At 36.4% G+C, this 17,167-nt stretch carries 10 protein-coding genes; 9 read left to right on the forward strand and 1 reads right to left on the reverse strand.

Annotated elements, in window-relative coordinates:
* Positions 1 to 7: 7 nt before the first annotated feature.
* The 9 genes from HHU12_RS23840 (at position 8) to HHU12_RS23880 (ending at position 16,398) form a co-directional block, all read left to right on the forward strand.
* On the forward strand, positions 8 to 1,372 hold the full coding sequence (locus HHU12_RS23840) for a sulfatase-like hydrolase/transferase (RefSeq protein ID WP_169659246.1): 1,365 nt from the start codon (positions 8 to 10) through the stop codon (positions 1,370 to 1,372).
* 61 nt (positions 1,373 to 1,433) lie between these two features.
* Positions 1,434 to 3,665 (forward strand): beta-galactosidase, encoded by a 2,232-nt coding sequence (locus HHU12_RS23845; protein WP_169659247.1) that lies wholly within the window; start codon positions 1,434 to 1,436, stop codon positions 3,663 to 3,665.
* Positions 3,666 to 3,697: 32 nt separating this feature from the next.
* Positions 3,698 to 6,814 (forward strand): SusC/RagA family TonB-linked outer membrane protein, encoded by a 3,117-nt coding sequence (locus tag HHU12_RS23850; protein WP_169659248.1) that lies wholly within the window; start codon positions 3,698 to 3,700, stop codon positions 6,812 to 6,814.
* Positions 6,815 to 6,818: 4 nt separating this feature from the next.
* Positions 6,819 to 8,600 (forward strand): RagB/SusD family nutrient uptake outer membrane protein, encoded by a 1,782-nt coding sequence (locus tag HHU12_RS23855; protein ID WP_169659249.1) that lies wholly within the window; start codon positions 6,819 to 6,821, stop codon positions 8,598 to 8,600.
* A gap of 12 nt (positions 8,601 to 8,612) precedes the next feature.
* The gene (locus HHU12_RS23860; RefSeq protein WP_169659250.1) at positions 8,613 to 11,639 is read left to right on the forward strand and encodes a SusC/RagA family TonB-linked outer membrane protein; all 3,027 of its coding nucleotides are present in this window, start codon (positions 8,613 to 8,615) and stop codon (positions 11,637 to 11,639) included.
* 12 nt (positions 11,640 to 11,651) lie between these two features.
* Positions 11,652 to 13,334, forward strand: coding sequence for a RagB/SusD family nutrient uptake outer membrane protein (locus HHU12_RS23865; protein WP_169659251.1), 1,683 nt, complete (start codon positions 11,652 to 11,654; stop codon positions 13,332 to 13,334).
* Positions 13,335 to 13,356: 22 nt separating this feature from the next.
* Positions 13,357 to 14,202, forward strand: coding sequence for a DUF1735 domain-containing protein (locus tag HHU12_RS23870; RefSeq protein WP_169659252.1), 846 nt, complete (start codon positions 13,357 to 13,359; stop codon positions 14,200 to 14,202).
* A gap of 394 nt (positions 14,203 to 14,596) precedes the next feature.
* Positions 14,597 to 15,421, forward strand: coding sequence for an FkbM family methyltransferase (locus HHU12_RS23875; protein WP_169659253.1), 825 nt, complete (start codon positions 14,597 to 14,599; stop codon positions 15,419 to 15,421).
* A 308-nt stretch (positions 15,422 to 15,729) separates the two neighbouring features.
* Entirely contained in the window at positions 15,730 to 16,398 is a 669-nt protein-coding gene (locus HHU12_RS23880; RefSeq protein WP_169659254.1) for a YEATS-associated helix-containing protein, read from the forward strand.
* 70 nt (positions 16,399 to 16,468) lie between these two features.
* On the opposite strand, the gene HHU12_RS23885 is transcribed toward HHU12_RS23880, so the two are convergent.
* Positions 16,469 to 17,062 carry a T9SS type A sorting domain-containing protein gene (locus HHU12_RS23885; RefSeq protein WP_169659255.1) on the reverse strand — a complete coding sequence of 198 codons (594 nt, stop codon included), beginning with the start codon at positions 17,060 to 17,062 and terminating at the stop codon, positions 16,469 to 16,471.
* Between the last annotated feature and the right edge of the window lie 105 nt (positions 17,063 to 17,167).

A 17,167-nucleotide genomic window follows, 5' to 3' on the forward strand; every position in this document is an offset into this window, starting at 1 on the left:
CACGACAATGAAGAACTTACACAAAATATTCATCGCTATTACCCTCTTAATTATAGGTTTAAATAGCTATGCTCAAGATAAGAAAAATGTCATCTTGATCCTCATTGATGACATCGGTGCGGAAGCAGTGGGCTGTTACGGTACGGATGATTATAAGACGCCTAACATTGATAAATTGGCAGAAACGGGGATTAAATTTGAGAATGCTCACTCTACGCCAATTTGTACTCCTACGAGAGTAAAAATCATGTCAGGAAAATACAATTCTCATAATTATGAGCAATTCGGTTACCTTCCACAGCATGTAAAAACATTTGCCAACGCCATCAAAGCAGAAGGTTATGCAACAGCGATTGCTGGTAAGTGGCAATTGAGTTATACAAGAGATACAGAAGATGCTTTACAAGATCCATATCACTTTGGTTTTGATGAGTATTGCCTTTGGAACATCAAACAGAAAGGATTGCCAAGATTCAAAAATGCAGTTTTGACAAAAAATGGCAAGTCGATACCGAATGATAATATTTACGGACCAGATGTCATCAATGGTTTTGTGAATGACTTCGTTAAGAAAAATAAGAAAAAGCCCTTCTTCGTGTATTATACAATGATGTTGACACACGATCCTTTCCAGCCCGTACCAGGTATGGCAGAGTACGATACATTGAAAGACTTGTCACTAAACGATCCGAAATACTTCCAAAGCAATGTGGAATATATGGATAAAATGATTGGTCAGATTGTAAAGAACTTAGAGAAAAATAAGCTAAGAGAAAATACAGTGATCATGTTGATCGGCGACAATGGTACTTCATCAAAAGTAGTGACCAACTGGCAGGGACAACAGATCAAAGGGGGAAAAGGAAAGACCATCTACCATGGTACTCATGTTCCTTTCGTAGCCAATTGCCCAGGTTATGTGAAGCCTCATGTGAATGAAAACCTGATTGATCTTACAGATTTCTATCCTACACTTTTAGATTTGACAGGAGCAAAAATGCCGGATACAGAATTACATGGTATCAGTTTTCATGATCAACTGTTAGGGAAAGAACCAAAAGAAGTACGTCAATTTGTTTTCAATAGTTACTTCGGAAAGAAGACCTATCCAGTTAAACAGTATGCATTTAACACAAAATACAAATACTATTCTACAGGTGAATTCTTTAACTATAAGAAAGACCCTAAGGAAAAGAAAAAACTGGACGTGACTGCGTTATCTGAAAAAGAGAAAAAGCAGTACGACTTCTTAAAAGCAACGGTAGACGAACTGAAAAAACCTGGCGACTTTTCAAATATGAAGAAGAAGAAAAAAGGAGGGAAAGGAAAAGGTAAAGGCAAGGGAAAAGGCGGAAAGAAGCACACAAAATAATAAAAGTTGGGTTAGTCAGATGATAAAATCAGGCTAACCCTACAGATCTAACTTTAATGAAATGAAGATTTTTTTATTACTTATCACCTTACTGATTTCTAATTCATTACTGGCACAAGTCTTACCAACTACTGTAGGTCATATTGGTGAGAAACCTGTGGTACTTAGAAATGGTGAGCCTGTTCTCTTTAAAGGGATTCAATATTGGGGCTTGGACCATTGGAATGAAGGACATTGGGAAGAAGATATCAAGAACATTAAGAAACTGGGCTTAAATGGCATTCGCTTGAATATAGCCTGGGATCATATTGAAGCCAAAGAGGGTGTTTTTACCTTCGAAAAATTAGATCAATTACTAGATCTGATTGAAGAAAATGACCTGTCCATTGTACTTCAGCTCAATCAATCGGCACATGCTTGGAAGCCTGTTTGGTTTGAACAAAAATATACTTCCAAAGAACTGTTGGTGAAAGATGTGAACGGTAAAAACCAATACGACCGTTTATCATTTTCGTCAGCGCCTTTTAAAAAGCATTATTACAATTATGTAAGAAATACGGTGGCTCACTTGAAAGACCGTCAATCGATCATTGCCTATTCTGTGTATACAGAGCCACATTTTGCGGATAAAGAGCAATGGCTGGACTACAATAAGCACAGCAGAGAAGGCTTTAAAAATTGGTTGAGAGGAAGATATGAATCTATTGAACAATTGAATACCGCTTGGCATACCAACTTCGGTTCTTTTGGGAAAGTGGAGCCTTACAGAGAGGTGCCGAATTCAGACTGGAATCAAATGCCAGATGAGCATAGAAAACAATTTGGAGATTGGAATTTATGGAACTGTGTCGCTAAGGCAGAGTTTATTGGTGGCTTAATAGCAGAGTGTAAAAAGATAGACAAAGAGCATTTGTACATTCAAAATATGATGTGGAAATGGTCTGGTAAATATGGAGCCAATGTGGCATTGGACCCTGAAATCAATTATGCTTATGCTGACATCATTGGTATCAACGTGTATCCTTATGGAAAAAATGCTTACAAAGTAGGTGCTTCGGTCAATTTTATCCGCTCGATGTTCCGAAACACAAAGCCCGTTTGGTTAGGGGAGTTCAGTACCAAAAGTGGTAATGCTACAGAAGAAGAATTGAGTGCAATGCTAGGTGAGGCTTTTAAATTAGGTTGTACTGGTTTTGTTTACTTTACTTATAATGGGCAAGCTGAAAAAGGTGGTGAAGAATACGGCATTGAGCACTATGGTATTTTGGATAGAAACAGAAAAAAGAAGGATGCATTCTATGAACTTCAAGACTATTTGAAACATGAAGTGACAGGAGAGGAAAAAACAATTTTAGAAACACCGATTCCAGAAGCTAAAGTAAATTTCCTTTGGCCTCAAATGAATAAAATCTATGCGTACTTATCAGAAGAATTCAATTTTGATATGTATGTATCGGCATTCAATTTAACCAATATGGACAGCGATTTACCTGTGAATGTAATTACTGAAAAGCAGTTGATTCATGGTGAATATGATAAATCACTTCCATTATTAGTGCCTTCTATGCCAATGACCAACAAAAAAGTGGCAGGTGCATTGAAAAAACAGATTAAAAATGAAGGGCTGAATGTATTGATTGCTGGAAGATTTGGGAACTATTATTTCAATAATCAAAAAGAAGTAACAAACAAAGGCAATACTCGATTGGACAGTTATTTAGGTTTAGGTTTTAAATACCTGAAAAAAGGAAATAACAAAGCGAGGTTGAAAATGGAACAGGATTATGGTGAGTTAAAAACCAATGATTCAGTGATTCCTAAGTTTGATAAAATTGCAATCACACAGACAGAAGGTTTAACTCCGCTTGCAAAATGGCCTGATGGTACTATTGCTATGGGATTGCAACCGCTAGGAAAAGGAGAAATTCTTTATGTAGGAAGTCACTTTTTCAAATTCACTTCATCCGCCACAGATTCAGCAAGAGTATTCAATAAAAAGGTGCTTCAATCCTTCGTAGAGGAATCCAACAAACGTGATCAAGTTACTTCTTTAAAGCAAGGCAAAAAGAAGAAAAAAAAAAGACTAATAAGACTTGATGATAAAAAATACACTGTTGATCTGATAGGAGAATATACATTTCAAGTTGTCAATTTTGATGGTCGGTTACTAGCGTCGTCATCCGAACCAAGAATGCACAGAGTAATCGACCTCAAAAACTTATCCTCCGGTAAATATCTGATAAAGATTAGAACCCATACTGATCAACAAACCGACATCATTGTTGTCCCTTAATGTCCATATCTGACTTAAGAATTATAAATGAAATGAAAGAATTTTTACTAACAAAAAATACATTTCGTCTGTTCACACTACTAAAATACATTATCGCTTTACTGTTACTCAATGGAATATTTGGTTATAACGCATTAGCACAGGAAGAGGCAATAATTGAAGGTGTTGTGAAAGATGATATCACCGGTGAAACTTTAATCGGTGCCAGCGTCATTGTGGAGGGAACCAATATTGGAACCACCACTGATTTTGATGGCAAATTTAAAATCATGATGCCCATTACTACAAAAGTTTTAGTAGTGAGATATTTGGGCTATCAATCAAAAGAAATAACTATTTCAACCGGATCACAAATCTCTATTTCCCTCAAACCCAATGTAACTCAAATGGACGAGGTGGTTGTGATTGGTTATGATACTCAGAAAAAAGAAAGTGTAGTAGGCGCCATTGTTCAAACGGCAGGTGAAGAGCTTTTAAAAACGAGAGGATCCGTAAGTTTGACCAATTCATTAGTTGGTTTAGTGTCAGGTCTTTCTGCCATTCAGACTACAGGTCAACCCGGTGAAAGTGCTGCCGATATTTTTATCCGTGGTAAAGCGTCATGGGTAGACAACTCTCCCTTATTTTTAGTGGATGGTATTGAAAGGGATTATGAAGATATTGATCCTAATGAAATTGAAAGTATTTCAGTATTAAAAGATGCCTCAGCTACAGCCGTTTTTGGTGCAAAAGGTGCCAATGGCGTAATCTTGATTACCACAAAACAAGGAGAGGAAGGAAAACCAAAATTCTCTTTCTCAACCAATTTCTCATTTAAACAGCCTGTTTCTAATTTTTATATGGCGGACAGAGTTTCTGTAATGGAAATGAAAAATCAAGCCTTGAAAAATGACGGAGTTTTTGATCCAAATGCCTATTACTCAGAGCAAGATATTAATAATTGGAGAAACAACGTAAATCCTGATTTATATCCTGAAGTAGATTGGTACGATGAGTTGGTGAAGGATTACGGTATTACTTCCAATTACAATTTGAATGTAAGTGGTGGTAGCCAAAGAATCAATTACTTCGTGTCGTTAGGTTATGCTAATGATGGTGATATTTTTAAAACGGAACCAAATCCTTATTATGATCCAAGTTTTAATTATGAACGCTACAACTACAGAACGAATTTTAATGTCAAAGTAACCAAAACTACTAAAATCAAAATCGGTTTAGCGGGTAGCTTGTCTTTCAAAAATCAAGCAGGATACGGAAGTAGTAGTGATGATGATTGGGCGAAATCAGATTTCTTTAAACTCATCTATTACAAAGCTCCAACCTATGTTTTCCCTATCCGTTATTCAGATGGCAACATCGGTCATGACGGTGGCGGTTCAAACCCTTACTTATTGTTGAATTACAGTGGAGCACATAGAAATAGAAAAAATGTTCAAGCTTCTGATATACAGTTGAAACAGGAGCTTGATTTTGTAACGAAAGGATTATCATTAACTGGTAAGTTATCATACAATACAGCGTTTGATTATAAGCAAAACATCTCCAACAAGACAGGAAGAAATACAGGATTCAACGTTCCTTCTTACTTATATACACCTACAGATACGCTACGTTTTCCTTCTGATAACTTTGTAGAAGGACCGGTGACTATAGGAAATGAATCGTTAGGAGCTTATAAGAGAAATTTATATTACGAAGCGGCTATTCGTTACAATCGTCAGTTTAACAAACATACGGTTACTGCCATGGGATTATTTATGAGAAGTCAGAATATTTCCAGAGTGAATTGGCCATCTTTTGAGGAAAGCTGGATTGGTAGAGTAACTTATGATTATAACCAACGCTATTTTATAGAAATGAACGGAGCCTACAATGGGTCAGAGAAGTTTGCTCCAGGCTTACGATTTGGTTTCTTCCCTTCATTCGCAGGTGGTTGGATTGTTTCCAATGAAAAATTCTTCAGAGACTCTCGTTTATATGATGTTGTAGATCGCTTTAAAATCAGAGGTTCTTATGGTGAAGTAGGATATGATAAAGGCGTAAACCGCTGGACTTATTTACAAACTTATGAAAGTGGCGGTAATATTTACTTTGGTAATCCACCTTCAAAATACTATACCAACAAAGAAGGAAGAGCTGCAAACCCTAATGCAACTTGGGAAAGAGCCGTAAAAGCCAATATTGGTTTTGAACTAGAGCTCTTATCTCACTTCTCTTTAGTTGTCGATTTGTTCAACGAGCACCGTTCGAGCATCTTGATGGAAAGAAAAACAATTCATCCTTGGTTCGGTTTGGAGAATCCTTATGAAAATATTGGAGAAACAAAATCACAAGGTTTTGAAGCGACTTTAGGATGGAGTAAAAACATCAGTAAAGACTTTAATATTAATGCAAGAGCAATTGCCAGTTATGCAGAAAACAGAGTAGTTTTCAGAGATGATCCAAAGAAAACACCTGATTATTTGAAAGATGCCGGCAAGCCAATTGGTTCTGACTATACCTTAAAAACAGACGGTATTTATCAAGATTGGGATGATGTCTATAATTCTCCGGGTTCAGTATGGGGACAGGAAAGTCGTATTCCAGGCGATTTGAAATATGTGGATTACAATGGTGATGGCGTGATCAATGATTTGGATAAAGTGGTTGCCGCTTATCAAGACTACCCAATGTTTACGTACTCATTCCAATTAGGATTTACATGGAAAGGATTGCAGTTCAGTAGCTTATTTACGGGTGTAAATGGTGTTCAAAAATCAGTGCCAGATGCCTTGCTGTTTGAGTTTACAAGTGCTGATTACGAGCAGGCGAATCCTCATAATGAGCAAGCATGGACTCCTTCTAACAGAAATACTGATGTACCGATTTTAAGATCAAACAATACGACTCGTTTGCACAATCAGCAGTATAGTGATTACCAATTCCAAAATGCGAATTACTTCCGTTTGAAAAGGGTAGAACTAAGCTATATGATCAAGAGTAAAAGCTTGAAAAGAAATACAGGTATTGGAAGCGTGACGATTTATGTGGGAGGAAACAACCTGTTCACTTTCACAGAAATGGACCCGAGGTTTGACCCTGAGGCCGCAACGCTTTCCTCTTATCCGCTGATTAGAAGTTACAATACTGGTTTAACGATAAAATTCTAAAATTATGAAGATAAGACTATATATATTGATTGTACTCTCTTCATTATTTGCCTCATGCGAACAATACCTTGAGGGTGTAGAAGGATCAATAGTGACAGACGAAGAGATCTTCTCTAATTACAATGACTTTAGAGCCTATTTGGATTATGGGTACAAAGGCTTGTTTAACTATCACTTATACAAGCAAAATACAGCAATAAGTACGGTTTCTGACCAATTCCAATGCCCAAGTAATACTGCATGGCAAGACTATGCACAGTATGTCAATACGGGTAACTACGATAACTCCGCTGGAGCGTTTGAAGTAGGTTGGGCTAAAGGAAATGGCTACGGTGAGGCTTCTACTTTCTATAATGCCATGACGGCTTTGAGAGTAGCGAATAAGATCATCCAAGAGACAGAAATTGCATCAACAGTGTTATCTGAAGGACAAAGAAAAGACCTAAGAGGTCAAGCTTTTTTCCTAAGAGCATTCTATCATTTTGAATTAATCAAAAGATACGGTGGTATGCACTATATCGATAGAGTGTATGAAGTAGATGAAGATCTTGATTTTGAGCGTCTTTCTTATGAAGAAACAACGCAGAGAATCATCAAGGACTGTGATGAGGCTGTTGAATTATTGGCTGCAAACCGTTCGGGTATTCACTACGGTAGAGCAACAAGTACAATGGCTCAATTCTTAAAAGGAATGGCGTTGCTTTATGATGCAAGCCCAACGATGAATATTGCCAACGGATACGGGAATCAATATCATGAAGATAAATGTAAAGTAGCGGCAGAGGAAATTGCTAATACTATCAAAATGGCACAAAATGCTGGTTTTGTGTTGGTTGATGGTAAAAGCTTTAAAGACTATGCAGAGATATTTTACAGCAGAGATAACGTAGCCTCTACCGAATGTATTTTCCCTTATATCCAGAGTGGATTTATTGGATATGGAAGTACATTAAAGCAATTGTACATTCCTCGTTCATTTGGTTTGAGTAATAACAGATACACTTTAGCGACGCACAATTTGGTACGTTCATTTGAGACGATCAACGGATTGGACATTAATGACGATCCGGAATATGATCCTCAAAATCCTTATAAAAACAGAGACCCAAGACTAGAATATTCTGTATTACATCACGGTCAGCAACACGGTATTGATGTGAATGGTGCTCCAAGAATTTTGGACTTCTCTTATGATGAAGCAGGAAATCCTAATCAAAATGGTATCGATATCACTGGAGCAGGTTCAGACCTTGTGACAGGTTACTATATGAGAAAATTCTGGCCAGAAACAGCAAACCCTTGGCAACAAGATGGTAGTTACTTTATGAACTGGAATTATATGAGACTGACACAGGCTTACTTGGATTATGCAGAGGCTGTAAATGAAGCTTATGGTCCAACTGGTACTGCTGAAGGAAGTGAACTGACAGCAATTGCGGCGATTAATATGGTAAGAGAAAGAGTAGGAATGCCTCCTGTAAACTCAATGTATACTCAAGATAAAGTTACTTTCAGAAAAAGAATCTGGAACGAAAGAAGTGTAGAACTAAATGGAGAATTTCAAAGGTGGTGGGATATGAGAAGATGGCATATCGCTCATCTTTCAGAAAACAAACAGATTAAAGGAATGAAAGTCACTCGTAACAATGAAACGGGCGATGAGAGATATGAAATCATTGATGTAGTAGGTACAACAAGGGTTTTTGAAGAAAAACACTATTGGTATCCTTGGCCAAGAGATGTGATTTTTATGAGTGATAAATTTAAACAAAACCCTGGTTGGTAAATCTGAAAGAAAATGAAAAATAGAATTCATACATACAGATCTTATATTGAAACAATAGGGGTAATGTTGTTATTACTTATTTCCTCTGTTGGTTTTTCTCAAAACAAAGATTTTGTAGAAGTAAAATGTAGAGTAGTAGATGAAAGACACTTCCCAATCAGAGGTGCTGTATTGACAGTTCCTTTATTGGATGGATCAGAAGATGTTTTTTATACAGATAGTGATGGTCAGGTAGTGATTACTGGTCTAGAAGGAGATGCTGTATTGATTGAGGCAGAAGGAATGAAACCTCAGGATTACAAGCTGAAAACTTCAGAAAAGAAGAAAGCTTTTTTTATGAGACCATTGCAGTTGTATTATGAGAAAATTGCATTGGAAGGCGGTTTTCAGATTCAAAGAAGAGAAGAGTCTACCTCTTTTTCATCAAAGATCGATGATAAATATTTAAGCCACACTTACGGACTGAATGTTGGAACAGCCATCACAGGTACTGATCCAAGTGTGTTGGTAGAACAATTGACAAGCAATCCAGGTTGGGATCTTTCTAATATGACGATTAGAGGATTGAGTACTACAGGTGACAATGCTCCGGTGGTGTTTGTGGATGGTTTTGAGAGAAGTATTTATCAAATCAATATCGAAGAAATTGAGTCGATTGAATACCTTAAAGACATCAGAGCAAAAATACTAGCAGGTCCATCGGCGATTAATGGAGTCATCTGGATTACAACGAAAAAAGGAGAGGCTGTAAAAAGAAAAATTGATGTTGGTTACGAACAAGGTGTTCAAACGCCTACCACTTCTCATCATTATTTAGATAGTTATAATTCGGCATTGCTTTACAATGAAGCGAGAAGAAATGATGGTTTATCACCTTTCTATACTGATGCAGATTTGGAAGGATTCAAATCGGGTAATGACCTAATGAAATACCCTAATAATGATTTTTCTAACCTTCTTCTAAAAGATCAAACCTCTTATCAAAAAGCGTATGTATCTCTTACAGGTGCTACTAGAAATAGTAAGTATGCGGTGAATATGGGGTATCAAAGACAAGAAGGCATGGTAGCGAAAGGTCCTGAGAATGGATTGGACAGATTTAATATCAGAGCCAATCTGAAGGCAAGAATGAATAGTATCATTACGTTGAATGCGAACATTTCTGCAAGAACCGAAATCATCAATAGCAGTACCCTGACAGGTCGTGATTTCTTTGGCTTGCTATCATCACACAGACCTCATGAGTATCCGTTGTTATTCCCAGAAAATACTTTGGGTGATAATGCGGCTGGCTTTGGAGTATCAAGATTGGTCAATAGAAATATTTATGCTGAAGTGACGGAAAGGGGATTTGAGAAGGAGCAAAGAATCATGGGGCAGACCAATATGGGATTGGACTTTAATTTAAAGAGAATTACCGAAGGTTTATCAGCAGATGTCAATGTTGGGATAGATACTTACAATAGCGTTACATACGGTCAGAAAGCCAATTACAATTCCTATTTTCCTATTTACAGAGCAGATACTTTGTCAAGCTGGGTGAGAAAGAGTAGAAAAACAGAATTAGGCTCACAAAGCAAGACTTCTGACGATGTGATGAGAACTTATGCAATGTATGGCAGATTGAAGTATGATAGAACTTTCAATTCGAAACATCATGTTTATTTACAAGGAATGTACAGTTTTTACCGTCAGGAAATCAAATCGTCTATACAAGAACCACAAAATATGACGACTTCCCTTTTAGCTTCTTATACTTTCAATAAGAGGTACATCGTGGAGGGAATCATAAGCAACTATGGTACAAATAGATTAAATAATCAACCTCATCAGTTGAATTATGTTGGTAGTGTAGGTTGGGTGATTTCTGAAGAAGATTTTATGCAACAAGGCATTTTTGATTACTTAAAGTTAAAAGCAAACTATGGCTTAATGTCTACAGACCGTTCTTTCCTTAATCATAGATGGCATGACAATGTTTGGAAACAGTCGGGTAATGTTTACTTAGGTAATAATAATAACACTACCCTTAAAACAACAGATCTACAGCATACAGGCAGTGAACATTTGATCTGGGAAAAACAAGAAGAATTGAATGTAGGTATTGAGGGCAGAATTAGAAATAACTTTAGTTTCTACGCACATTACTTCCATACTTACAGATATGATATTCCTGAACAAGTATCGAATAAAGTAATCAATGGACAGACATTTACGAAGTACGAAAACTACGGACAAGTAAAGAATGAAGGGGTAGAATTATCACTTGATTATAAAAACAAAATCAATCGACTGAGGTATAGAATCGGAGTTGGAGGGATGTATACGCAATCAAAAGTACTAGATGGCAACTTCTTAGATTACAATGAACAGTACCAAAACAGAGTAGGCAAGCCTGTTAATGCGATTTACGGTTATGCTTCGAATGGTTTATTCCAGTCGTATGATGAAATCAATAACCACTCTTCACAAAACTTCGGTACACTTCGTCCAGGAGATATTAAGTTTGTGGACAATAATGGTGACGGTGTAATTACAAAGGCAGATAAGACAATTATTGGAGATACTTTTCCTGATTTTATCGTAAACAGCCATATCAAATTGAATTACAAACATTTTGAATTATTTGCTCAGTTTTCGGGAGTTATCGGAAGAGAAGTGCTGTTGAATAATACTTACTTCTGGAATTACGGAGAAGAGAAATATACTGATTACGCCTTAAACCGTTGGTCGGAGTCCAATCCAAATGGTACTCATCCAAGACTGACGACCAAAGAGGTGGCTAATAACTATCAATCTACAGACTATTGGGTAGAGAGTGGTGATTATATCCGTTTGGATAACCTGCAATTGACGTATCGTGTTCCGGTCAGAAAATGGACTAAAAATGTAGTACATAATTTCAAAATCTACGCTAGAGGTAATAACCTTTTCACATGGTCGAAACTGAAGAATGTTGATCCTTCAAATATCAATTCTGGCTATACCAATTTCCCTCTACTGAAATCGTACGTTATTGGAATCCATTTGACTATCTAAATCGAGAATGAGATGAAGAAAAATATACACTACATACTATTGGGCTTGTTAATCTGTTCTTGCAACCGCTATTTGGAAACCAATTTTGATGGTTCTGTATCAGATGAAAATGTATGGACAAACCCAACTTATGCTGAAGGGGTATTATTAAATGCCTACGAAGCAATGCCTACAAATTTCGGGTGGGAAAATCACAGCTTGATGGACTGTGCTACAGACAACGCCACGACGAATGACTATGGAAGCTTATTGTATCAGAACGGTACAGGAGGTTGGAGAAGTGACAATAATAATCTCGGACATTGGGATAATTGGTACAAGCAGATTGAGTACATCAATATGTGGATCAAGTACGGTCAAGATGCCAAATATTACCTTTCAGATCACCTATTGAACAGTGAAATAAAAACAAGGCTGAATGGTGAAGCTCGTTTTCTGAGAGCGTGGTATTATTGGAGATTATTGCAAGCCTATGCAGGTCCTGTGGGTGGAGAAATGATGGGGGTGCCGATTTATAGATCACCCATCGAAGGGGATATTACGAATGGTAATGCGATCAAAAGAGCTACTTATGAAGAAGTGGTGGATTTTATTCTTGAAGATTGTAATAAAGCAATTGAATTATTGCCGGAAGAATATGATGGTAATGATCACGTAGTTGGGCAAACACACATTGGTAGAGCAACATCTATAGTGGCTATGGCATTAAAAACAAGAGTGTTATTGTATGCTTCAAGCCCTGCTTTTAATGTGAAAGATTGGTCTGATGTGGCAAAAGCATCCTTAGTAATGCTCTCAAAAACACGCACTTCTCTGCCTTGGATTAGTTGGAACAACTTGGATAATTATTACAATGTCCATAACCACAAGGAGATTATTATGAGAAAATTTGACCGTAATAATACCTTTTTCAAACAAAATTTCCCTCCATCCTCACAGGGAGAAGGAAGAACTTCACCATCACAAAATTTGGCAGAAGCGTTCTTCGGGAATGATGGCTATCCGATTGATCATCCTAACAGCAATTATGATCCTCAGCACCCTTATGATAACGTTTCTAGTAGGTTTAAAGGAGCTATTGTTTACAATAACTCAGAGTTTAAAAACAGAACGATCGAAACGTATATTGGAGGTTTCGATACCCAAGAACAACATTTGAATGCTACTAGAACGGGGTATTATTTGAGAAAATGGATTTCTACCAAAGCCTCTGCAGAAGAACTTGATGCAAGTGTAGGTCTGCATTACTACGCAATTTTCAGATACGGGGAAGTTTTCCTAAACCTTGCAGAAAGTATTAATGAGTGGGTAGGTCCTGATGTGCCCGTTTCTTTCGGAGGGGTATCGATGAGTGCAAAAGAGGCAATTATTGAAATCAGACGAAGAGCCAATATTAAAGATACAAGATATGTAGACGAGGTAGCGGCAATGGGAAAGGATGCATTCAGAGCATTAATACATAGAGAAAGAAGAGTAGAACTTTGCTTTGAAGGGCATCGCTTCTGGGATATCAGACGATGGAACGCTCCATTGAGCACAACTATAAAAGGCGTTAGAATTACAAAAAATGAAGAAGGAGAATTCCAATACGATTACCCTAATGTAGAGGAAAGACACTTCAGCGAATATCAACGCTTTGGACCGATTCCATTTAATCAAGTGGTATTAGGTTTAGAACAAAATGATGGTTGGTAAGCACTTAAATAATGATAGAAAAATGAAGAAGATTTTAAATTATATTTTAGCCGTAGTACTTTTTTCAAGCTGTAGCTACGATGATTACTTAAAAGATTTTGATACAACAACAGTATATTTCTCTTTCCAAAATCCTATCCGTACACTGATCGTAGATGAGTACGAGTATATCAAACTGGGGGTAGCTTTAGGAGGAAAAAGGGAAAATAAACAAAACGAGTGGGCAAAGTTTGAGGTAGATTCAGAATTACTTCAAAACACTCCCTTTAAATTGTTGCCAAGTGATGTTTACACTTTAAATAATACAGAAGAAATCGTGATTCCAGAAGGAAAAATGCAAGGTGATGTCACCGTCAATTTTGATATGAACAAATTAACGTCAATGAGTGAGCCTTACACCAATTATGCATTGCCTGTAAGAATCACAAGCACCTCATTAGATCAAGTACACGCTGAAAAAGACTATACGATTATTGCTTTCAAATACATTGCTCACCTCGATGGTACATGGTATCATAAAGGAGCAACAAAAGCAATCAACCTCAATACGGATTCAACTTGGACAAGAATCTATTTTAAACCAACATTGGAGAAAAACCAATCGTGGACACTGAATACAAAGACAAGTCAAATGGTGGAAACCAACGGTATCAGTTATTTAAGTGGCAAAATGGAAATTGACCAACAAGCAGACGAAATTTTCATCACAGCCGAAGACGAAGAGAATTTCCATTCTAAATCAGCAAGCATGTCAGCAGATAAAAAAGAACTCTACTTATCCTACTCATTCCAAAGAGATAGTATTGTTTATGAAGCCACTGATACGCTGATTTTCGCAACAAGAAACATCGTTTTCGAAACGTGGTAATATATATATATTGTGGACTATTTATGGAGCTCTCAACAGTGTTTTTGCTGTTGGGAGCTTTTTTACAGGTTTAAAAAAGGGCTTGTACCAAAGTAAATTCTTTTTTTGTTAACGCCCTGCCTCTAATCTTTTCATTCTTCATGCAACCCTCTCTTTTTATTGGAGTTAAAAAAGATAATTGTTAATTTGGGCGCTGGAAAATCGTAGGATGTCTTTTAAAAGTACAAAATTGGTCATTTTGTTATAGTTGAAAAAGCCGAAGAAAAGATATTCCGTAAAGTAGCAGACATTGATGAACGAGGTTAATGCAAATTCAGTCCAAACTTTAGGCTTTGGTCTACCAATCATTATATGCAGATTAGCTATTACACCGTAAATCACTAAAAACAAAAACATGTTAGATTACATAAAAAACAGCTTAAAAAGAAAGAAAGCTAGAAGAGTTACAGCAAAATATCCATCAACAATTAAGGAGTTTAATTTGTCGAAAGATGGAGTAATTGAATTTGCGGTATGGCAGAATCCATTGTACGCATATACGGATGAAATTACACAAGCAAATATAGATTTCTTCAGACAATTCGTAAAAGAAGGTGATGCTGTGATCGATATTGGAGCAAACGTAGGTGATGTCACTATCCCTTTAGCGATAGCGGCAGGTGCAAAAGGTACTACACTGGCGTTCGATCCTAATCCTTATGTTTATGATATCTTAGAGGTAAACGCTGGTTTGAATAAAGACAAGACGAATATTGTTCCTATTTTAAGAGCAATTTCTGATGTGGATGAAGAGTATTATTTTATTTCTTCAGAGGCCTCTTTTGCAAATGGAGGTTTGTCAAAAACAACGAAGAGTGATCATGGAAAATATATTTACGAAAATAAAGTAAAGGGAGTAAACCTTTCAGGGTATCTTGAGCGCGAGTATCCTCAATTGGATATTTCACTTATTAAAGTAGATACAGAAGGTTTTGACAAGGAAATTATAAAATCTATCTCTGATTTCATTAAAAAACAACGCCCTGTTCTTATTGCAGAAAGTTTTGAAAGAAACTCAGACGCAGACAAAAAAGAACTTTTCCAAGTCATCAGCGATCTTGATTACGATGTATTTTACTTTGAAGATTTCGCTTCTGACGCAAAGGTTGAGCCAATCACTGCTCCTGAAGGAATGCTGAAATGGAAAGGAACGTTTGATATTTACGCAGTTCCTAGATAAATAGTTAAGACTACTGTCCTTGTCAAAATAATGACAAGGACAGTTTTTTTATACTTGAGCCTAACGATTTCTTACACATAATAATGCCACATTACTAATCACTTTTATTGATTTTCTTACTCCCCTTTTTTGTTTGTAATAAGAAGATAGAACTTCATCAATGATGATTTTGTCATTGAGCACCTTATTTTTTGTCCCAACTCCAAAACAGCTGATAATTAATTTTGCATAAATTCTTCTACCAAAATAAGTAATACATTTATTAAATTGTGCTTAAACAAAAATGTTAAAGTAAACCTCTTAAAAATATGCACAGTCAAACCCCCGCTCTTCAGCAATTCTTCTTCGGTTCAGGTCTTTTTTATACCATCTTGATATTAGTCATAGTAGGATTAATAGGAGGAGTGATTAATTACTTCCATGAGTTTCCAAGTCAAGAAGATAAACAGCAGACTTTGTTACAATGCCTATTTCTGGGAGTAGGAGCCTCATTAATGATTCCCTTATTTTTAAAATTTACTTCCTTCAATTTCGTTCCTGAAACTGCCACTACAGAAGAGTTTTTAGAATTGATTGGCTTGTGTCTAATAGCTAGTATTTTCGCTAGAAGATTTATTACTTCTATTGGTGATAAAGTATTGATGGAACAGTTGAAAAATAAGATCAATAGTATTGAAGAAGGAGTGGAGGAAATTGTAACAGAAGGGTATGAAGAAAAGTCAAATGAGTTTAAAAAAGAGGATTTAATAGAGATCACTGGGAATGAATTGATGATACTTGAAGCCATGAAAAACAAGTTGCCTCAAAAAAGAAGAAAAGTGGAAGGTATTATACAAGATACTGATCTATGTGAGGAGGATGTGAAAAATAGCCTGAATACATTAAAAGAAAATGCTTATGTGGATCACCTTATTGTCAATAGTATGGAACGTTGGGAGATTACGAAAAAGGGAAGAAGTTATTTTCACTTTTACTAATCAAAATAAATAGAGCTATCAATGATTGGTATAAAGACCATTGATAGCTCTATTATGAAAGCGATTTTACTTACTGAATAATCAACTTTTTCATTACAGGCTGACCATTATTTTTATACAGTACAACCATGTAATAACCACTTTTGATAGTATCAATATTTAAAGAGAAATTCCCTTCTAAACCTTGTAAATATTGTTTTACAATTCTGCCTTGAAGATCAATTAGTTCAACTTTTGAAAACTTATTATCAAGGTCTGTTTGATTCACATTTACTATTTTATTTGCCGGGTTAGGATACAGTGTAATAGTATTAGAAGTTGATAGCTCATTTTCTAATGGACCGTAATCAGGAACATTGTAGTCCAAATCATGAGTGACAGTAAAGGTTTTACTGGTTGTTTTTTCACCATTTAAGGTGAAATGTGCACTAAACTGTCCATAAGGTAAATCAGCAAGGGAGACTTCTGCAGTATTAAAAGTTTGCTCATAATTTTCACCTCTGATAACCCATTGTTTTGACATGCCATCAACGTTTTTATTCATCATTTTCAAAGATGCAGACTGCCCTTGTGTAACCACATGTATGTAAGGAGAAGGTGTATGAGTGAATTTAGTACCCGCTTTTCTTGATGCGTTTCCAGTCCCCAAAGCTTCAGCAACCATTCTAGCGCCCGCTTCCAGCTTAAAACCTCTAGATAGCGTACTAACTTAGCATTGTCAAAAGGAAATAAAACTCCTCAGAATAATATTTTGGATTTTCGAGGAGTT

Source organism: Flammeovirga aprica JL-4, from assembly GCF_012844305.1.
GTDB lineage: Bacteria > Bacteroidota > Bacteroidia > Cytophagales > Flammeovirgaceae > Flammeovirga > Flammeovirga aprica.